Here is a 19,201-nt window from a genome sequence, read left to right on the forward strand (position 1 = left end):
TCGGCAGGGGCCCGGACACGGGTCCAGCCTACGGCGGGCCGGGTGGGCAGCTCGGGACGCCTGCCCACCCGCCGGTGCCGTCGGGACTACTTCTCGGTCACCCCGGCCGAGTCGAACGTCGCGACCTCGTGCATCGCCCGCGCCGCGCTCTGGACGATGGGGAGGGCCAGGAGGGCACCGGTGCCCTCGCCGAGGCGCAGGTCGAGGTCGATCAGGGGGCGCAGGCCCAGCTTGTTCAGGGCGGCCACGTGACCGGGTTCGGCGCTGCGGTGACCCGCGATGCAGGCGGCGAGGACCTCGGGGGCGATGGCGCGGGCCACCAGGGCGGCGGCACCGGCGCTGACACCGTCCAGGATCACCGGCGTGCGCAGGGACGCGCCGCCGAGGAGGAGGCCGACCATGGCGGCGTGTTCGAGGCCGCCGATCGCCGCGAGGACGCCGATCGGGTCGGCCGGGTCCGGCTGGTGGAAGTCGATGGCACGGCGGACGACCTCGGTCTTGCGGGCCAGGGTCTCGTCGTTGATGCCGGTACCGCGGCCCGTCACCTCGGCGGGGTCGGCGCCGGTGAAGACGGAGATCAGGGCCGCCGACGCGGTCGTGTTGGCGATGCCCATCTCGCCGGTCAGCAGCGCCTTGTTGCCCGCGGCCACCAGGTCGCGGGCCGTCTCGATGCCCACCTCCAGCGCCGCGATCGCCTCTTCGCGGGTCATGGCGGGGCCCATGGTCATGTCGGCGGTGCCCGGGCGGACCTTTCGCGGCAGCAGGCCCGGCGTGGCCGGGAGGTCGGAGGCGACACCCACGTCGACGACACAGACCTCGGCGCCCACCTGGTTGGCGAACGCGTTGCAGACCGCGCCGCCGCCCAGGAAGTTGGCGACCATCTGCCCGGTGACCTCCTGCGGCCAGGGCGTGACGCCCTGCGCGTGGACGCCGTGGTCGCCCGCGAAGATCGCGACGGCGGCGGGCTCCGGGATCGGCGGCGGGCACATCCGGGACAGGCCCGACAGCTGCGCGGAGATGATCTCCAGCATGCCGAGGGCGCCCGCGGGCTTGGTCATCCTCTTCTGGCGCTCCCACGCCTCACCGAGCGCCTTGGCGTCCAGCGGGCGGATGTTGGAGACCGTCTCGGCGAGCAGGTCGTGCGGCTCCTCGCCGGGCAGGGCACGGCGGCCGTACGTCTCCTCGTGCACGACCCAGGACAGGGGGCGGCGCTTGGACCAGCCGGCCTGCATCAGCTCGGGTTCCTCAGGGAACTCGTCGACGTACCCGACGCACAGGTAGGCGACGACCTCCAGGTGGTCGGGCAGGCCCAGGGCGCGGACCATCTCACGCTCGTCGAAGAAGCTGACCCAGCCGACGCCGAGACCCTCGGCGCGGGCGGCGAGCCAGAAGTTCTCCACGGCGAGCGCGGCGGAGTACGGGGCCATCTGCGGCTGGGTGTGCCGACCGAGGGTGTGGCGTCCGCCGCGGGTCGGGTCGGCGGTGACGACGACGTTCACCGGGGTGTCGAGGATGGCCTCGATCTTCATTTCCTTGAACTGCTTCGCCCGGCCCTTGGGAAGCGACTGGGCGTAGGCCTCGCGCTGGCGCTGGGCGAGTTCGTGCATGCTGCGCCGGGTCTCGGCGGAGCGGATGACGACGAAGTCCCAGGGCTGGGAGTGGCCGACGGACGGCGCGGTGTGCGCCGCCTCAAGGACGCGCAGCAGCACATCGTGCGGGATCGGGTCGTTGCGGAAGCCGTTGCGGATGTCACGGCGCTCGCGGATAACGCGCAGGACCGCCTCGCGTTCGGCGTCGTCGTAGCCGGGGGCCGCCGGACCGGTGGACTCTCGTTCGTCTTCCACCACGGCCGTGCTCTCTTCCTGGTCGGCGGCCTGCGTGTGCAGGTCCTCCGCTTGCTGTGCGGCTACGGGTTCCGGCTCCGCGGCGAGCGGTTCCGTCACGGGGACGGACACGGCCTCGGGCACGTCCTCGGGCACGGCCTCCGCTTCCCGGGGGGCGGGCACGGGCGCCTGGGCGACCGGCTCCGCCGCCGGCCCGGCGATCTCCTCGGCCGGGGCGGGTGCCATGACGGCCGCGGCCTGCGCGGACTCCTGGGCCTGCGGCTGCTCCTCGACGGGCGACGGCACGGTCATGCCGTGCGGCGGGGTCGCGGCCTGGTGCGGGACCGTCGGCACCGTGCCCTCGACGAGCACGAACCGGCCGAGGCTCTGGTCGGTCTGGGGCACGAGAGGCGCGCCCGGGAATCCGGGGGCACCCGCCGTGTCCAGGGCACTCGCGTAGTGCTGGTCCCCGTGGGCCGGGTGGAGCTGGTCCCCGTGGGCCGGGTGGTGCTGGTCGCCGTGGGAGTGGCCCGTGGCGGGGTGGGCGGCCTCCGTGTGCGCTGCCACGCCCACCGGGACGCCGTGCGGGGCCTCGGTGGTGCCCGGACCGGAGAAGGCGACGCCGTCGTGGGAGTACGCGGCGTCCTCGGAGTGGGCGGCACCGTTCTCGGCGAACGCGGGCCGGTCGTCGAACTGCTGGGCCGGGAACTCTTCGAGGCCGGCCTCCTGCCCGCCCTGCGAGGCTTCCGCCGAGCGCGCGGAGAGCGCCGACAGCGCGGACTCGGGGGCCTCGAAAGCGTGCGGGGCCGCGGCACCGACGGAGTGCTCGGTCCCCGGCAGGGACTCCTCGTCCGCGAATTGGACAGCCGGCTCCGGCATGTGGACGCCGGGCTCGGCGAACCCGGCGTGCTGGGCTCCGGGCCCGGACGGCTCGGTTCCGTACGCGTCCTGGCCGGGGGCCTGCGACGGGACCGGTGCGGCGGCGAGGTCGTCCTCGGCGGGGGCGAGGTGCTCCACGGGCACGACATGCCCGGAGTCCTCAAGGATCTGCGCCGGTGCGGTCTCGTGCGCGGACGTCTCCGCGTCACCGGCGGGCTGTCCGGCGACGTCGGTGGCGTCCGGAGCGTCGAGGGCGTGCGGGGCGTCGAGGAACTGCGGGGCGTCGAGGAACTGCGAGGCGTCGAGGACCTGGAGGGCGATCGAGCCGTCCGTCGCGGACGCGGCGGCCTCGGATGCCTGCCCGCTCTCCTGGTTCTGCGGGTGGAGCGACGCCTCGTCGGCCCCCGGCATCGGCGGCTGGGCCGCGTCGTGCGCCGGGGCCGGGTCATGGACGAAGGGTGCCGCCACGAACCCGGGCGCCTGCTCGGCCTCCGCGGCCTGCGGTACTCCGGGAAGCGGTCCGGCCTCCACGCCCGCCACGGATCCGGGCATCCGCGCCGCCTCCGGGACGACCGTTTCTGCAGCCGTGGCCTCGTCCTCCACCGACGGAGTCCCCCACGGCACGGCGCCCTGCGGCAGTGCCTCGCCGAGCCGGGGCACGTCCAGGTACTCGGGACCGACGGTCGGCGGACCGGCGTGGCGCAGGGGAGTGACGGGGCTGGCCATGGAGCCGGTGCGGGAGCCCGCGGGTCCGCGGTCGGCGAGGGAGCGCACCGGGCTGGAGGAGCCGTCCGGCGTGGGCGGGCCGAGGTGCAGCGGACGGCGCGGCGGCACGGGCTGCGCGGCGGGCTGGGGAACGGGCGCCGGGCTCGGCGCGCGGACGGCGGTGAGGTCGATCGCGCCGCTGTCCCGTCCGTCGCTCTCGTGCGGGCCGGGCTCGTCGGTGAAGGGCATCGGGGCCGGCGGCGGCACCTCGTTGCCCCAGGCACCCTGGGCACCGGGTGCGCCCGGCATCAGAAGCAGGTCGTCGTCCTCGACGGGGCTCTCGGAGGGGTCGAGGAAGGTGTACGCGCCCGGCGTGGTGTCGCCCGGCTGCTCCACCATGCCTGCGTTCTCCGGCAATCCCTCGCCCGGGACCTGGCCGGTGTCGGTCATGCGTACCCCTCGCCCATCGGTTAGTGCTTCCAAGTCCAGCTCGCCCGGAACGGCGCACCGACCGCCCCACAGTGAAGAACGAGCGTGCGTGCCCAGCGGCACGAACGACCGGCCAACAAAGACGACAAAGCCATTAACTGGCATTGTCCCGGTCATCCCGCCCTCGCGACAGCGTGATCCGCGAGTGGCCGCTGTGGACTGCGCCACGTTGCGCGTCCTCCGGTTCTGCCGTACCACACACGCCTCAAAACGGGCGGGTTTTCCGGACATTGGCCTACGAAAGGCCGACACCCCGGGAGCGGTACAACGATCGGCCAGCCTACCGCGCGCGGCAGGACGACAGGATCACGGGGCGCGATCCGGCAGACGGCCGCTGAGCAGGAACGCGACGCTCCGCTCCTTCTCCGTCCAGGCCCTTGTGTCGAGTTCGACCGACTGAATGAGGGCGCACTCGACGTCATAGCCGTGCTCGGTCAGATCGCGGCCGATGAGTTCGGCGGCGTCGCGGGTGGCGGCGTGCGCGACGATCCGCTGGGGCCGGCGGTCGGCGACGGCCGAGACGACGGCCGCTCCCCCGCCGCCGACACGGACGACATCGGGTTCGGGCAGGTCTTCCAGGATGTGCGGGGCGCTGCCGTGCACGATCTGCATCTGGACGCCGTAGCGGCGGGCCGAGTGCTCGGTGCGGGCACAGGAGCCCGGACTGCGGTCGACCGCGATGACGGCGGCACCGGTGCGGGCGGCCTCGGTGGCGAAGGCGCCGCTGCCGGCGCCGATGTCCCAGACGAGGTCGCCGACGCGGGGTCCCAGCCGGGCGAGTTGGGCCGCGCGCAGCAGATCCGACTCGCCTTCGCCGAGTGCGCCGCCGTACGCCCCGGCGGGCAGCGCCCAGCCGCGCGGCCCGCCGCCGGGCTCCCGGCCGGCGATCCAGCCGCCCCCTTCGGCGGCGGCCACGAAACCACCGATGACGATCACGACGTTCGGGTCGCGCCAGGTGTGGTCGGCCGCCTTGTCGGAGGTCAGGATCGTGACCTGTTCACGGGTGGTGCCGAGTTCCTCACAGATGACGAAGGTGCGGTGCACTCCTTCGAGAAGCAGCCCGAGTTCGGCGGGTCCGGCGCCAGGCGAGGTGAGCACAGCGACCTTGGTGTGGGCTCGACACACATTCACCGCGCGTCGCAGGGTGCGGCTGTGTGCGACGACCACCTGTGCATCGTCCCAGGGCATTCCGGCGCGGGCGAAGGCGGCGGCCACCGAGGAGACGGCGGGCACGACTTCGACCTCCAGGCCGAACTCCGGTGCGCGCAGGGTGCGTACGACGCCGAAGAATCCGGGGTCCCCGTCGGCGAGGACGACGGCGGTGCCGCGGTGGCTCGCGATCCGGCGGGCGGCGAGGGCGACACTGCCGAGCCGAACGCGTTCGGCGCCCTCGGGCACTTCGGGGAGCGCGAGATGGTGGGCCGCGCCGGCCACCAGCGTGGCGGCACCGAGAGCGGAGCGCGCCGCGACGGTCGGCGGCGAGCCGTCCCAGCCGATCACCGTGACCCGGTCGGCCATCGTCGTCAGTCTCCAGAAGGTCTTCGCAGGTCGTCAGGTGCAGCCCGGGCGGGCTCCGTGAGGGTACCTGGTGCGGCCGGGCGATGCCGTGCCGGTCGGCGTGGTGCGGAAGCGGTCCGGCCGCGTCCGGGTCACCCGTCCGATCCGGCGGACCGGGGTCCGGTGAGCCGACTCCCGTACACCCATGTGACTCGACGCGACCGTACATGACTCACCGCGACCGTTCCGCTGCGTACGCCGGTGAGGGCACGGCGCGTGGAATGCCGTACGACTGCCCGGCCGCTCAGGCCCAGTCGTTGAAGGACGTGAAGCCGCCGGTGTCGGCGAAGCGCCCGCCCATGCCCTCGAGGTCCTCCGGCACCAGACTCCATACGATGAAGTCGGTGCGCAGATCGACCCAGGCGCCGTCCTCTGTCCGGGTGCGCGCTATGCAGGCGTTGCGCAGCACGCCCTCGCTGATGCAGCCGATCTTCTGGGCGACCTGCTGCGAGGCGGTGTTGCCGGCGGCCGTGCGCAGTTCGATGCGCTCGAACTTCTGGTCGCGGAACAGCCATCGGGCGGTGGCGAGCGCGGCTTCGGACGCGTAGCCCTCGCCGCGCGCCCAGGGGGCGATGATGTAGGAGAGCTCGGTGGAGCGAACGCGCCAGTTCGTCTTGCCGAGCTGGATGATGCCGACCAGACGCTGGGTGAGGAACTCGGTGACGGCGAGGTCGAGCCCACGTCCCTCCGTGCGTTCCGTGGGCGCGTAGTCGGTGATCCAGTCGCGGGCACCGTCCTCGGTGAACGGCTGCGGGATCGACGTCCAGGCCGCCACCATCTCGTCGTTCATCATCTCGGCCAGCGGGGAGACGTCGTCCTCGTCGAGCGCACGCAGGACCAACCGCTCCGTGCTGATGGAGATGTCGGGGAAGGTGCTCGTCATGCGACGCTCCGTAACCGTCGGGGACTTCGGACCTGATATACCGTCGGGTCCGCTGAACTGCCCAGCATGCAGCATGAAACCACCGAACGGCACAACGGGGTCCACTCCGGGTAATGGAGTGGACCCCGTGCGGTGACGAGGGCGGCCGCCGGTCGTGAGCGGTCCCGTTCCAGGCCTACTTGAAGGACGGGATGACGGAGCCGGCGTACTTGTCCTCGATGAACTTCTTGACCTCGGGCGAGGTGAGGAGCTTCGCGAGCTTCTTCACGCGCGGGTCGTTCTCGTTGCCCTTCTTGACGGCGAGGAAGTTGCCGTACGGGTTGTTCGTCGCCGACTCCAGGACGAGGGCGTCCTTGGCGGGCTTGAGGTCGGCGGCGATGGCGTAGTTGCCGTTGATGACCGCCGCGTCCACGTCGTCCAGGGAGCGCGGGGTCTGCGCCGCCTCGATCTCCTTGAACTTGAGGTTCTTCGGGTTCTTCGAGATGTCCTGCGGGGTCGCCGTGCTGCCGGCGTCGTCCTTGAGGGTGATGAGCCCGTTGGACGCGAGCAGCTTCAGGGCACGCGCCTCGTTGACCGCGTCGTTCGGGACCGCGACGGTCGCTCCGCTCTTCAGGGCGTCGGCGCTCTTCACCTTGTGGGAGTAGAGGCCGAGCGGCTCCAGGTGCACCGTGACGACGGGCACTATGTGCGTGCCGCGCTTCTGGTTGAAGTCGTCCAGGTACGGCTGGTTCTGGAAGTAGTTGGCGTCCACCGAGCCGTCCTCGGTCGCCGTGTTCGGCACGATGTAGTCCTGGAACTCCTTGACCTCCAGGTCGAGGCCCGCCTTCTTCGCCAGGTGGTCCTTGATGTAGTTGAGGATCTCGGCGTGCGGGACCGGGCTGGCGGCGACGACGAGCGGGCCGCTCGTGTCGGCCGAGGAGGAGGCCGAGTCCTTGCCCGAGCCGCAGGCGGAGAGCCCGAGGGTGAGGGCTCCGGCGGCGAGGACAGCGGTGGTGATCTTGGCGGTGTTACGCACGAAAAGTGCCTTTCCTTTTGGGCGGAGCTGCCCCGTCATGGGTGAACGGGGAAATCTGCGGGAGGGAGGGCCGGGGGACCTGGGGAAGGCCGCCGGAGGTTTTCAGGCGGCCTTGCCGACCTCCGTGCCGACGGGCTCCCCGGACTTCAGGAACCGCAGCTTCGGGGTGGAGCCGGATCGCCCGCCGCGGCGGTGCAGGCCGCGGGCCGCGTAGTCGCCGGCGAACTGGATGAGCGAGATGGCGACGGCCAGGATGGCGACCGTGATCCACATCATTCCGGTCTCGAACCGCTGGTAGCCGTAGCGGATCGCGATGTCGCCGAGCCCGCCGGCGCCGACGGTGCCGGCCATCGCCGAGTAGCCGATGAGGGCGACGACCGTGGTGGTCGCGGAGGAGATCAGCGACGGCAGCGACTCGGGTACGAGGACGCGGCGTACGACGGTCCAGGTGTTGCCGCCCATCGCCTGCACGGCCTCGACGAGCCCGCCGTCCACTTCGCGGACCGAGGTCTCGACCAGCCGCGCGAAGAACGGGATCGCGCCGACGGCGAGCGGCACGATCGCCGCGTCGCGCCCGATGGTCGTTCCCGTGATCGTGCGCGTGAAGCTCATCAGCGCGACCATCAGGATGATGAAGGGCAGCGAGCGGGCGACGTTCACGACCTGCCCGACGGCCTTGTTCACGACCACGTTCTGCAGGAGTCCGCCGCGGTCGGTGAGGACGAGCAGGATGCCGAGCGGCAGACCGCCGACGATCGCGATGAGCGTGGACCAGCCGACCATGTAGAGCGTGTCCCAACACGCCTGGGACAGCAGTGGCTGCATCTCCGACCAGGTCACAGGGCACCTTCCTTCACCAGAACGGGCTCCTGGCCCTGGATGTCGATCTGCAGGCCCTGCTCGCGCAGGAAGCCGATCGGCACGACGTTCTCCTCGTAGCGGCCGGGCAGTTCGATCCGCATCCGGCCGACCTGCTTGCCCGCGACGGTGTCCATCGCGGCGCCGAGGATCGAGATGTCGATGTTGTAGGTGCGCGAGAGCTGCGAGATGACGGGCTGGGTGGCCGACTCCCCGTGGAAGGTGACGTCGATGACGGTGCGGTCGTCGCCGGAGGCCTCGCCGCTGACCGGGAAGAGCGCGGAGGCCAGCTCAGAGCCGGGCGTCGCGAGGAGTTCGCTGACGGTGCCGGACTCGACGATGCGGCCGTTGTTCATCAGCGCGGCCGAGTCGCAGACCGTCTTGACGACGTCCATCTCGTGGGTGATGAGCAGGACGGTGAGACCGAGCTGGCGGTTCAGGTCGCGCAGCAACTGGAGGATGGAGCGGGTGGTCTCCGGGTCGAGGGCGCTGGTCGCCTCGTCGGAGAGCAGCACCTTCGGGTCGCCGGCCAGCGCGCGGGCGATGCCGACGCGCTGCTTCTGGCCGCCGGAGAGCTGGGCCGGGTACGCCTTGGCCTTGTCGGACAGGCCGACCAGGTCGAGCAGTTGGAGCGCCTTGCGGCTGCGCGCCTTCCCCGAAGAGCCGAGGATCTCGAGCGGCAGCTCGACGTTGTCCTGGACCGTCCGCGACGACAGCAGGTTGAAGTGCTGGAAGACCATGCCGATCCGGCTGCGCGCCTGACGGAGCTCCCGGCCGGCGCGCGGGCCGCGCCCGGCGAGGGCGGTGAGGTCCTGGCCGGCGACGGTGACCGTGCCGGAGGTGGGACGCTCCAGGAGGTTGACGCAGCGGATGAGCGAGGACTTGCCGGCGCCTGACTGGCCGATGACGCCGTACACCTCGCCTTCGCGGACATGCAGATCGACGCCGTCGAGGGCGGTCACTTCACGGCCGCGCGAGCGGTAGACCTTGGTGAGGCCCGTTGTCGTGATCACTGGGAATTCCGTCACTGTCGAGTGCGGGGCGTGGGTGTGCGCCGGGCACGGGTGCATTCGGTCGGGAACGCGGCACGGTTCTCGCGTTGGCGATGGAACCGGAAGGAGAACGTGTGCGCGGGGCAGCCCGGTCACGTAGGCGGTACGGACGCAGGGCGCGACGGTCCCGCTTCGGGGCGCGGGATCAGGCGGTGGTGCGAGGGCCCTCTAGCAGGCGCACATTCGACACATACAACGAGCACCGGGCGTCGTGGTCGCCTCGGCCGCAAGGATGCTGCTGCTCGTCGTGGTCATGGAAAGAAGTAAAGCAGACCGGGGGCCGGGGGCCGCCACCGTTGTCCGAATAGCGGACAACGGTGGACGCGGCTCAGCCAGGACGGAGTTCTCCACTCCGGCGTCCGTCACCAGTACCGACAGGGCGGAGAGGTCATCGACCACGCGGTCCGCGTCCAGCTCCTGGGCCTGGTGTGCTGTGGCCGACGCCACGGTGGCCACGCCCGCGGAGCGACCGGCCCGGAGCCCGGCGGGGGCGTCCTCGAAGTCGACACGGCGGCCCGGTCGACGCGCGGCTCACGGGCGGCGAGCGGACAGGGCCCGGGGTCGGGCCTGCCCCGGGTGATGTCGTCGGCGGTGATCCCGCCCTCGTCCCCGCGGGGGCAGCCCGGGGGCGAGCGCATCAGGTCTTTTGGCCCGTAATAGGGTCACGGCATGTTTGTTGCCCTGACGGTCGCGACGGCCGTCGCCGCGCTCGCGCTCGCCGCCTGGTGCGGCTGGGCCGCCCACCGCGATCAGCCCACCAAGGACTGGCACTTCATCGGCATGGCCGTGGTGACCGTGCTCGCCCTGGTCCAGCTGGTGGTCGGCGTCGTCCAGCTGGCGCGCGGCGAGAAACCGGAGCAGGGCACGACGATCTTCGTGGCGTATCTGATCGGCGCCTTCGCGTGCGTTCCCGCCGCGGGGTTCATGTCACTGGCGGAGCGCACTCGCTGGGGTTCGGCCACGGTGGCGGCCGGCGGCGTCGTCCTCGCCGTGCTCGAAGTACGGCTCTACGACATCTGGGGAGGCTGAGATGACGGCCACTGAGGAGAACACGAGCGTGCCTCGCGATGAGCAGGACGAGCGCGACGAACGCGACGAGCGGGGCGGGAAGCCGTCGGCGGGGTCCGCCGACCAGAAGCGCACCCGGCTCATCAGCGGCCCCGGCATCCTGCTGCTGTGGCTGTACGGAGTGATGGTGGTCGGCGCCGTCTCGCGGTCGGCCGTGCAGATCTCCACGCAGTTCGACAAGGCACCGCTGGCCTACTCGCTCTCCGCGGTCGCCGGTCTCGTCTACGGATTCATCACGTATTCGCTCGTGCGCGGCGGTGAGACGGCGCGCAGGGCGGCGCTGGTGTGCTGCGCCGCCGAGCTCGCGGGCGTTCTGATCGTCGGGACCTGGACAGTCGTCGAGCCGTCCGCCTTCCCCGACGCGACGGTGTGGTCGGACTACGGCATGGGCTATCTCTTCATCCCGGTCCTGCTGCCGTTGTCGGCGATGTATTGGCTGCGCAAAGCGCGTACGACCGCCGACTGACGACTGCCGCCGAAGCCGGCCGCGCTCAGGCGCTGGCGGCGTACGCGCCGGTGTCGGCGCCCTTGGCCAGGGTGACCAGCGTCATGCGCTCGCCGACCTGTTCCCGCGAGACGGGCGCGTAGCCGTGCTTGAGGTAGAGGCGCAGGTTGCGCTCGCTGCGGTGGCCGGTGAACAGCTCGAAGGACTTGGCGGTTCCACCGGCGCCGAGACGGGTCTCGATGGCGTCGAGCAGGCGTCCGCCGAGTCCGTGCCGCTGCATGCGCGGATGCACGATGAGTTTGTTGATGCGGGCCGTGCCGTCGGCGTCGACGGCGCCGCGCACCGAGGCCACCACCTCGTCGCCGAGCCGGGCCACCAGTACGGTGCCGCCCGCCAGTTCCGCCCTGAGCGAGTCGAGCGGCTGCGTGAGCGGCTCGATGCCGTAGTCGCCGTACAGCTCGGCCTCGCTCTGATAGCAGAGGTACTGCAGCTTCAGGATCTGTTCCGCATCCTGCTCGGTCGCCGCCGAGATGGTCACGCTCATGCCCATGTGTGCATGCCTCCCGCTCACCTGTTCCACCGGTCGTCCCCCACTCCTATCCCCGTCGTCAGCGAGCCGCAACCTCCGTCGTCAGCAATCGACGCAGACATCCAAGACATCTGGAACGTTCCGGACCGAGACTGCCCTGTGAGATACCCAACTCATCCGCGATCTCCCGGTAGGTGAGGTCTTCCGGGGAGAGCAGGGCGGCCATCAGGCGCGGGCAGCGGCCGGGCAGCCGGCGCACGGCGTCGTGCAGTTCGCGACGGCGGGCGGCGGCCATCGCCCGCTGTTCGGGGCCGGGACCGCCGTCGTCGTCCGCGGGCTCGGTGGCGTACGGCCGCTCGACGCGTGCCGTGCGACGGCTGCGGCGGGCCTCGGAGCGCACGGCCCGGCGCACCCAGCCCTGCGGGTCGACGGGTGGCCCTGTCGTGTCCAGGCGCTCCAGCAGGCGCAGCCAGACGGCCTGTTCCAGGTCGTTCCGCTCGGCGCCGGAGGCGTGGGCCTCCGCGGATGCCTCGGCGGCGAGCAGCGGCCGCAGCGTGGAAACCAGCTCGTGGGTCATGTGCGGCACGACGCGGCCGCCCCGGCGAGAGGTTGCCGGGGCGGCCGGTTCTCATCCCATCCGGGGTGGCCTGGTCACGTGTTGACGGATACGGACACCTGTCTCGCTCCTCGGACGCGTGCGTCGACGGTCCGGTGAGGCGCGGTCATCCCTTGAGGAAGTCCGCGCGGGCCAGCACCGCGGTGTCCGCGTTGTCGGAGAAGACGCCGTCGATGCCCGTCTCGAAGTAGACCTTGAAGGCGCCGAAGGGGTCCCCGTAGGCGTCCACGGCGGTGCCCTTGCGGAAGCCCGTGGGCAGGAAGGGGTTCTCGTTGCGCATGGTGTACGGGTGCAGGATCAGGCCCGCGTGGTGCGCGTCGGCTACCAGCGTGGTCGCACTGGTGAGGTTGCCGTCCGCGTCCTTCGGGATGACCAGGTCGAGGGTGGGACCGATGCCCTGGGCGTACGAGGCGATCCACTTCAGGCCCTCGGGTGTGACGAGGTCGGCGACCGTGCGGGGGTCGCCCGCCGCGACGAAGTCCCAGGGACGGCTGTTCGCGGCGGACAGCAGGACGACGAGCGGGTTGCCGACGAGCTTGTCCAGGCGCTGGATGCTGCTCGGCTCGAAGGACTGCAGGATGACCGGCGAGTCCTTCTTGTCCTTGCCGTACTTGCGCAGCAGTTTGGCGACCCGCTCCTCCAGACCGAGGCCGAGCGCCCGGAAGTAGGTGGGGTGCTTGGTCTCGGGGTAGATCCAGACCTGCTTGCCGCGCTTGCGGGTCTGCTCGTCCTGCCAGCGGAGCACCTCTTCGAAGGTGGGGATCTCCCAGCGGCCGTCGTAGAGGGTGTTGTGCGGGCGGTTGGCGGGGATGCGTTCGACGGCGCGCAGGGTCTTGAGCTCGGCGAGGGTGAAGTCCTCGGTGAACCAGCCGGTGGTGGGAACCCCGTCGAGCGTCTTGGTGGTCCTGCGGGCGGCGAACTCGGGGTGCGCCGAGACATCCGTGGTCCCGCCGATTTCCGGCTCGTGACGGCATACGAGGTGGCCGTCCCTGGTGGGCACCAGGTCACCGGCCTCGACGACGTCGGCGCCCAGGTCGAGGGCCAGCCGGTACGAGCCGAAGGTGTGCTCCGGCCGGTAGCCGCTGGCTCCCCGGTGTCCGATCACGGTCGGTCTGGGCAGGCTCCGGTAGCCGCCGCCCCCGTGGCGTTCGTCCGCCGCCGCCGCGCCGGGCAGGCCGAGGACCGCTCCGCCCGCCCCGAGCACCGCCGCTCCGAGCAGCGCCCGCCGTGCCGTGCCCCGCTCCTGACCGTTCGACTCCTGCGCCCCCATGAGCGCTCCTCCCGCCGTAGGTGCCCCGCCTGTCGAAGCGGGACGATCGTAGGGGCCCCCGTGTGACGGGAGGGAGGCCCGCGGCGGAACAGTGGGCGACGCCGGATGTCGTACGGGATGCGGAACCTGACGGTCCGTCGGCATCGGCCGGGCGGTCGGGGGTAGGCGTGGGACTACGGCGACCGGGCGGCGATTCATGGCGGGATCACCCGTTCGCCGGTACGGCGCGCGATGTCCGTCACATCGACTCGCCCCCGCGTCCGCCGCTCACAGGCACGCAACCGCAGGTAAACGTAGGTCAACAGTGCGTATCCAGTCGGTGAACCGGATGTGCAATCATCCGGGAACCGCGAGTATCGTCCTCACCTGCACATACTCCATACCGATCCCTTGACACCGGAGGGCCTGTTGTCCCGCTTCGCGCTCATCAAGGCAGTGCTCGGACCGATCATGCGCCTGATGTTCCGCCCACAGGTGGAAGGCGTGGAGCACATCCCGGGCGAGGGCCCGGTGATCCTGGCCGGCAACCACCTCACGTTCATCGACTCGATGATCCTTCCGCTGGTCTGCGACCGGCAGGTGCTCTTCATCGGCAAGGACGAGTACGTCACGGGCAAGGGCCTCAAGGGCCGCCTGATGGCGTGGTTCTTCACCGGCGTCGGCATGATCCCGGTGGACCGGGACGGCGCCAACGGTGGCGTGGCCGCGCTGATGACCGGCCGCCGCGTCCTGGAGGAGGGCAAGGTCTTCGGGATCTACCCCGAGGGCACCCGCTCCCCCGACGGCCGTCTGTACCGCGGCCGCACCGGCATCGCCCGGCTCACCATGATGACCGGCTCCCCGGTCGTCCCGTTCGCGATGATCGGCACGGACAAGCTCCAGCCGGGCGGCGCGGGCATCCCGCGGCCGGGCAAGGTCACCGTCCGCTTCGGTCCCGCCATGGAGTTCTCGCGCTACGAGGGCATGGACCGCGACCGGTACGTGCTGCGCGCCGTGACCGACTCCGTGATGACCGAGGTCATGCGGCTCTCCGGCCAGGAGTACGTCGACATGTACGCCACCAAGGCGAAGGCCGCCTAGCACCTCGGCCACGCGCCGAAGGGCACCCGGCTCTTCGCCGGGTCCCGCGACATCGCACAGGGGTGGCCCCGATCGGCGATCACCGATCGGGGCCACCCCTTTTGCGACCCCGGCCGATCGGCGGACCGTGCCGGGCCCCGGCCGGGGCCCGGAGCGTCCGAACGGCGTTCCTACGTCTCCAGTTTCTGGCCGCGCAGCAGGAACCACGCCGCCACCGCCGTGGCGAGCAGGACAGCCGCGCCCGCGCCGGAGGCGAGCGCCAGGCCGTCCACGAAGGACTCCCTGGCCGCTGTGAGCATGGTCTCGGCGGTGTGCTCGGGCAGACTCCCGGCGGCCTCCATCGCGCCGCCCAGCGAGTCGTGCGCCTCGGCCGGGGTGCCCGCGGGGCCGGTGAAGCCCGCGTAGACGCCGGTCACGACGGAGCCGAGCAGGGCGATGCCGAGAGCCGCGCCGAGTTCGTACGCCGTCTCGGAGACGGCGGACGCGGCGCCCGCCTGGTCCTTGGGCACGGCGGAGAGGATGACGTCGGCGGTGACGGTGAACGAGAAGCCCGCGCCGATGCCGACGACCAGCAGTGCGGCGCCCAGCAGCGGATAGCCGGTGGACCGGTCGAGCGCGGTGAGCGTGCCGAGCGCGAGGCCCACCGCGGCGAGTCCGGCGGACACGACGGTCCGCACGGAGTACCGCCGCGCGACCCGTCCCGCGACCAGACCCGCCGCCACCGCGCCCACGGCGGCGGGGACTTCGGCGAGTCCCGCCTCGAACGGGCCCCGCCCCTGCACGAGTTGCAGATACTGGGAGAGGAAGAACACGAGTCCGGACATCCCGAGCACGGTGAACAGGTCGGCGAGCACGGCTCCGGAGAAGCCCCGGTTGCGGAACAGTCGGACGTCCAGCAGCGGGACGGGAAGCGTCAGTTGGCGGCGCACGAACCACAGGAGCGCGCCGGCGCCCAGCAGGCCCGAGGCGAACGCCTCGCCGCTCGGTCCGTGCGCGGCGAGCTCCTTCACCGCGTACACCAGCCCGATCACGCCGACGAGCGAGAGCGTGACGCTGATCAGGTCCCAGGGTCCGGGGTCCGGGCTCTTCGACTCGGGGAGCAGCTTCCGGCCGACGAGGACGAGCACCACCATCACCGGAAGGTTGATGAGGAAGACCGAGCCCCACCAGAAGTGTTCGAGGAGGAAGCCGCCGACGACGGGACCGACCGCCGTGCCCGCGGAGGCCGTCGCGCCCCAGATGCCGATGGCGAGGCTGCGCTCGCGCGGGTCGTGGAAGATGTTGCGGATCAGGGCGAGGGTGGCGGGCATCAGGGTCGCGCCCGCGACACCGAGCAGCGCCCGCGCCAGGATCATCAACTCGGGCGTCGTGGCATAGGCGTTGAGCACGGATATCAGGCCGAACGCCGTCGCGCCGACGAGCAGCAGCCTCTTGCGGCCGATGCGGTCACCGAGACTGCCCATGGAGACGAGCAGACCGGCGATGACGAAGGAGTAGACGTCACCGATCCACAGGAGCTGGGTGCCGGAGGGCTTGAGATCCTCACTGATGTACGGGGTCGCGAGGCCGAGGACGGTCGCGTCGACGGCCACCAGCAGCACGGCGAGGACGAGGACGCAGAGCGCGAGCCAACGGCCCGGGCGCTTGCGCACCTCCGTCACGAGTGCCGGCTGCAGGGTGCTGGTCATGGTTCCTCTCTCCTGAGCGCGCCGCCGAGCAGCAGCTCGACGATCATGTGGTGGAAGTCCTTGGCGGCGACCCGGCCCTCGGCCACGGCCCAGGCCGCAGAGGCCATCAGCCCGTAGAGCGCCTCGGTGAGCCAGGCCGGGGTGAGGTCGATGCGGAACTCGCCGCTCTGCTGGCCGCGCCGGAACAGCGCGGCCATCCGGGCGTCGAGCCGGGCCCAGCCCTCGTGCTGCCCGTCACCTTCGAAGAGCTGGTTCTCCGTGTAGAGGAAGGCGAGCAGTCCGGCCACCTTCTCCAGCTCCCTCACCAGGCGGCGCACGGCTTCCTGGGCGGTGCCTTCGTCGAGGCGGGCCGCGTCCAGAGCGGCCTCGCACTCCTCGATGCCGAGCGCCTCCAGCGCGCGTACGAGCGCGTCGCGGCCGGCGAACTGACGGTGCAGTGTGGCCCGGCTGATCCCGGCGGCCTTGGCGACCTCGTCCATGGTCGCGGTGGATTTCCGGGTGAGCAGGGCGGCTGCGCTGCGCAGCACGTGGTCACGGTCGACAGCCATGAGACAACCATACTGCAGATGAGACAACAATGTCTCAAAAGGGGCGTGCGTGTCTCACGCCCGTACTGTTGAAGGGGTTCTCAAGACGGTCTCGAAGCCCTGCTTACGTACCTCCTGGCTCGCTCAGTGCCAGGGCAGCTCCCCGCGTCGCTCCCAGTACGCCCGCGGTTCCTCCACGAGGACGGCGAGCCGGGACAGCTGGTCGTCGTCGAGGTCGACGACCGCGGCGTGCAGGTTCGAGGCGAGCTGGTTGGCGGTGGCCGCCCCCGACAGCACGACACCCGCCCAGGGCTGCCGCAGGATCAGCGCGAGGGCGACCGCGTCGCAGCCGAGGGAGATCTCCGCGGCGACGGCGCGCAAGGCGTCCGGCGCATGGGGCGCGGCGAGCCGGCCGTTGGCCATGCCCTCCTTGACGATCACCGTGAGTCCGGCGTCGTGGGCCTCGGCGAGCGCCGGGCCGGCCGAGGTCTCCAGAAGGTTGTACGTGGACTGGACCGTACGGAAGAGCGGCTCGCCGTCGACCGTGACGGCGAGCGCGGCGCGGATCGTCTCCGCCTGCGCGGGCCCGCTGGTGGAGAAGCCGATCGACAAGCCTCCCGCGGCCGCTTCGGCGAGTGCCGAGTGCAGCTCCTTGTCGGTGAGGGCCGGGCTGTCCGGGGTCACGGAGTGGATCTGGTAGAGGTCGAGCCGGTCGCCGAGCAACTGCGCGGTCTCGGCGCGCTGCCGCTGGTACATGGCGAGGCCGTGGTCCTTCACCTCGTGCGCCTCGGCGTCGGTGCGCCAGTCCGCCGTGTACCGGTAGCCCCACTTGCTGCCGACGACGATGTCGTCGATGTCGGGGCGGCCGCTCAGCCAGTCGGCGAGGAACTCCTCGGAACGGCCGTAGGAGCGGGCGACGTCGAAGTAGCGCACGCCCTGGGCGTAGGCGGCTTCGAGGAGTTCATGGGTGCGCTCGCGCAGGGCGTCGACACTGCGGTCGGCCGGGAGGTCCTCCTCGCGCCCGAGGTTGATGTAACCGGGACGGCCGACGGCGGCGAGCCCCAGGCCGAGGTGGGCGGTGGGAGTCGTGGCTGAGGCGAGACGTGCGAAGGGCATCGCGGCTCCGTTCGGTCGGCTCCTTTACGGCTCCCGGCCAACGTAACCCGCGACGCCCTCCGTCGTACGGCACCCGCCCCCGCTCACGGGCCGTGTCCGCTCCTCCGAACGGGCTACTTCTTGTGCTTCGCCACGGCCCACACCTGCTGGGCGGCGACGTCCGTCTTGATCTCGGCGAGCTGGACGGCGACCGCGCTCGGCGCCGTACCGCCGCGGCCGTCGCGGGAGGCGAGGGCGCCCGGGACATTGAGGACGGACCGCACCTCGGGCGTCAGACGCGCCGAGATCTTCGCGAACTGCTCGTCGGTCAGCTCGTCCAGTTCCTTGCCGTCCGCCTCGGCGACCTTCACGCACTCACCGGCGACCTCGTGCGCCACACGGAACGGCACACCCTGCTTGACCAGCCACTCGGCGATGTCGGTGGCGAGCGAGAAACCGGCCGGGGCCAGTTCCTCCATGCGCTCGCGGTGGACCGTCAGCGTGGCCATCATGCCGGTGAAGGCGGGGAGGAGGACCTCCAGCTGGTCGCAGGAGTCGAAGACCGGCTCCTTGTCCTCCTGGAGATCGCGGTTGTACGCGAGGGGCAGCGCCTTGAGCGTGGCCATCAGCCCGGTCAGATTGCCGATCAGCCGGCCCGACTTGCCACGCGCGAGTTCGGCGATGTCCGGGTTCTTCTTCTGCGGCATGATCGACGAGCCCGTGGAGAACGCGTCGTGGAGGGTGACGAAGGAGAACTCCTTCGTGTTCCAGATGATGACCTCCTCGGCGATCCGGGAGAGGTTCACGCCGATCATCGCGGTGATGAAGGCGAACTCCGCCACGAAGTCGCGGGAGGCCGTGCCGTCGATGGAGTTGGCGACGCTGCCGTGCTCGAAGCCGAGGTCCCTGGCCACCGCCTCCGGGTCCAGGCCGAGGGAGGAACCGGCCAGGGCGCCGGAGCCGTACGGCGAGACGGCCGTCCGCTCGTCCCACTGGCGCAGCCGCTCCGCGTCCCGGGACAGCGACTGGACATGGGCCAGGACGTGGTGCGCGAACAGCACGGGCTGGGCGTGCTGGAGGTGCGTGCGACCGGGCATCGCCACGTCCGGGTGCGCCTCGGCCAGGCCGATCAGCGCCTCCTGGAGATCGGCGATCAGACCGCCGATGATCCGGGCGTGGTCGCGCAGGTACATCCGGAAGAGCGTGGCCACCTGGTCGTTGCGGGAGCGGCCGGCGCGCAGCTTGCCGCCGAGGTCGGGGCCGAGACGCTCCAACAGGCCGCGCTCCAGGGCGGTATGGACGTCCTCGTCGGCGATCGTGCCCACGAAGGAGCCGTCGGCGACAGCCGACTCCAGCAGGTCGAGGCCCTCGATCATCCGGGTGAGCTCGTCCTCGGTGAGCAGGCCCGCACCGTGCAGGACGCGCGCGTGGGCACGCGAACCGGCGATGTCGTACGGCGCCAGGCGCCAGTCGAAGTGGACCGACGCGGACAGCTTGGCCAGGGCCTCGGCGGGACCGTCGGCGAAACGTCCGCCCCAGAGCCGGACGTCACCGCTGTTGCTGCTCACTTGCGTTACTCCTCGAAAGGTGTGGATGTGCCACCGCCTCCCCACGCGCGAGTG

The 19,201-nt window shown here is 71.4% G+C and carries 16 protein-coding genes and 1 pseudogene; 3 read left to right on the top strand and 14 right to left on the bottom strand.

Annotated features, from left to right (window positions below; genetic code table 11):
- Nucleotides 1-86 precede the first annotated feature (86 nt).
- From cobT to ACFYW8_RS18415, 7 genes and pseudogenes are all read right to left on the bottom strand, one after another.
- Nucleotides 87-3,857 carry a nicotinate-nucleotide--dimethylbenzimidazole phosphoribosyltransferase gene (gene cobT / locus ACFYW8_RS18385; protein WP_389075782.1) on the bottom strand — a complete coding sequence of 1,257 codons (3,771 nt, stop codon included), beginning with the start codon at nucleotides 3,855-3,857 and terminating at the stop codon, nucleotides 87-89.
- 345 nt (nucleotides 3,858-4,202) lie between these two features.
- Entirely contained in the window at nucleotides 4,203-5,414 is a 1,212-nt protein-coding gene (gene cbiE, locus ACFYW8_RS18390; RefSeq protein ID WP_389075787.1) for a precorrin-6y C5,15-methyltransferase (decarboxylating) subunit CbiE, read from the bottom strand.
- 283 nt (nucleotides 5,415-5,697) lie between these two features.
- Nucleotides 5,698-6,336, bottom strand: a complete 639-nt coding sequence (locus tag ACFYW8_RS18395; protein WP_389075792.1) for a GNAT family N-acetyltransferase — start codon at nucleotides 6,334-6,336, stop codon at nucleotides 5,698-5,700.
- Nucleotides 6,337-6,511: 175 nt separating this feature from the next.
- Complete coding sequence (locus tag ACFYW8_RS18400; RefSeq protein ID WP_389075798.1) at nucleotides 6,512-7,351, bottom strand: MetQ/NlpA family ABC transporter substrate-binding protein; 840 nt, start codon at nucleotides 7,349-7,351, stop codon at nucleotides 6,512-6,514.
- Between the two features lie 102 nt (nucleotides 7,352-7,453).
- Entirely contained in the window at nucleotides 7,454-8,191 is a 738-nt protein-coding gene (locus tag ACFYW8_RS18405) for a methionine ABC transporter permease (RefSeq protein ID WP_365879289.1), read from the bottom strand.
- A complete protein-coding gene (locus ACFYW8_RS18410; protein WP_389075805.1) occupies nucleotides 8,188-9,279 on the bottom strand; it encodes a methionine ABC transporter ATP-binding protein in 1,092 nt (363 codons plus the stop codon). The genes ACFYW8_RS18405 and ACFYW8_RS18410 overlap by 4 nt, the downstream gene beginning before the upstream one ends.
- Before the next feature lie 318 nt (nucleotides 9,280-9,597).
- Nucleotides 9,598-9,857: pseudogene (locus ACFYW8_RS18415) on the bottom strand (HAD family hydrolase); the annotation flags it as partial.
- 73 nt (nucleotides 9,858-9,930) lie between these two features.
- Between ACFYW8_RS18415 and ACFYW8_RS18420 the strand changes: the two are divergent.
- Both ACFYW8_RS18420 and ACFYW8_RS18425 read left to right on the top strand, forming a co-directional pair.
- Entirely contained in the window at nucleotides 9,931-10,290 is a 360-nt protein-coding gene (locus ACFYW8_RS18420; protein ID WP_389075809.1) for a hypothetical protein, read from the top strand.
- A gap of 1 nt (nucleotide 10,291) precedes the next feature.
- Nucleotides 10,292-10,795, top strand: a complete 504-nt coding sequence (locus tag ACFYW8_RS18425) for a hypothetical protein (protein WP_389075813.1) — start codon at nucleotides 10,292-10,294, stop codon at nucleotides 10,793-10,795.
- A 25-nt stretch (nucleotides 10,796-10,820) separates the two neighbouring features.
- Here the strand turns inward: ACFYW8_RS18425 and ACFYW8_RS18430 are convergent, their stop codons facing one another.
- The 3 genes from ACFYW8_RS18430 to ACFYW8_RS18440 all read right to left on the bottom strand — a co-directional run bounded on the left by ACFYW8_RS18430 (nucleotide 10,821) and on the right by ACFYW8_RS18440 (nucleotide 13,189).
- Nucleotides 10,821-11,324, bottom strand: a complete 504-nt coding sequence (locus ACFYW8_RS18430; RefSeq protein WP_389075818.1) for a GNAT family N-acetyltransferase — start codon at nucleotides 11,322-11,324, stop codon at nucleotides 10,821-10,823.
- A gap of 58 nt (nucleotides 11,325-11,382) precedes the next feature.
- Nucleotides 11,383-11,880 (bottom strand): RNA polymerase sigma factor, encoded by a 498-nt coding sequence (locus ACFYW8_RS18435; protein WP_389075822.1) that lies wholly within the window; start codon nucleotides 11,878-11,880, stop codon nucleotides 11,383-11,385.
- 145 nt (nucleotides 11,881-12,025) lie between these two features.
- Nucleotides 12,026-13,189 carry a glycerophosphodiester phosphodiesterase gene (locus tag ACFYW8_RS18440; RefSeq protein WP_389075825.1) on the bottom strand — a complete coding sequence of 388 codons (1,164 nt, stop codon included), beginning with the start codon at nucleotides 13,187-13,189 and terminating at the stop codon, nucleotides 12,026-12,028.
- 408 nt (nucleotides 13,190-13,597) lie between these two features.
- Here ACFYW8_RS18440 and ACFYW8_RS18445 point away from each other — a divergent pair, with 408 nt between their 5' ends.
- A complete protein-coding gene (locus tag ACFYW8_RS18445) occupies nucleotides 13,598-14,269 on the top strand; it encodes a lysophospholipid acyltransferase family protein (RefSeq protein ID WP_365879442.1) in 672 nt (223 codons plus the stop codon).
- A gap of 170 nt (nucleotides 14,270-14,439) precedes the next feature.
- On the opposite strand, the gene ACFYW8_RS18450 is transcribed toward ACFYW8_RS18445, so the two are convergent.
- The 4 genes from ACFYW8_RS18450 to argH all read right to left on the bottom strand — a co-directional run bounded on the left by ACFYW8_RS18450 (nucleotide 14,440) and on the right by argH (nucleotide 19,147).
- Nucleotides 14,440-15,957, bottom strand: coding sequence for an MFS transporter (locus ACFYW8_RS18450; protein WP_389075828.1), 1,518 nt, complete (start codon nucleotides 15,955-15,957; stop codon nucleotides 14,440-14,442).
- Nucleotides 15,954-16,505: a TetR/AcrR family transcriptional regulator gene (locus ACFYW8_RS18455; protein ID WP_389075832.1), complete on the bottom strand. Its 552-nt coding sequence runs from the start codon at nucleotides 16,503-16,505 to the stop codon at nucleotides 15,954-15,956. Before ACFYW8_RS18455 ends, ACFYW8_RS18450 begins: the two co-directional genes overlap by 4 nt.
- Before the next feature lie 123 nt (nucleotides 16,506-16,628).
- Nucleotides 16,629-17,600 carry an aldo/keto reductase gene (locus tag ACFYW8_RS18460; protein WP_389075837.1) on the bottom strand — a complete coding sequence of 324 codons (972 nt, stop codon included), beginning with the start codon at nucleotides 17,598-17,600 and terminating at the stop codon, nucleotides 16,629-16,631.
- 113 nt (nucleotides 17,601-17,713) lie between these two features.
- On the bottom strand, nucleotides 17,714-19,147 hold the full coding sequence (gene argH / locus ACFYW8_RS18465) for an argininosuccinate lyase (RefSeq protein WP_389075841.1): 1,434 nt from the start codon (nucleotides 19,145-19,147) through the stop codon (nucleotides 17,714-17,716).
- Nucleotides 19,148-19,201: the final 54 nt, after the last annotated feature.

It is taken from the genome of Streptomyces sp. NPDC002742 (assembly GCF_042888885.1).
In the GTDB taxonomy this organism is placed as follows: Bacteria; Actinomycetota; Actinomycetes; order Streptomycetales; family Streptomycetaceae; genus Streptomyces.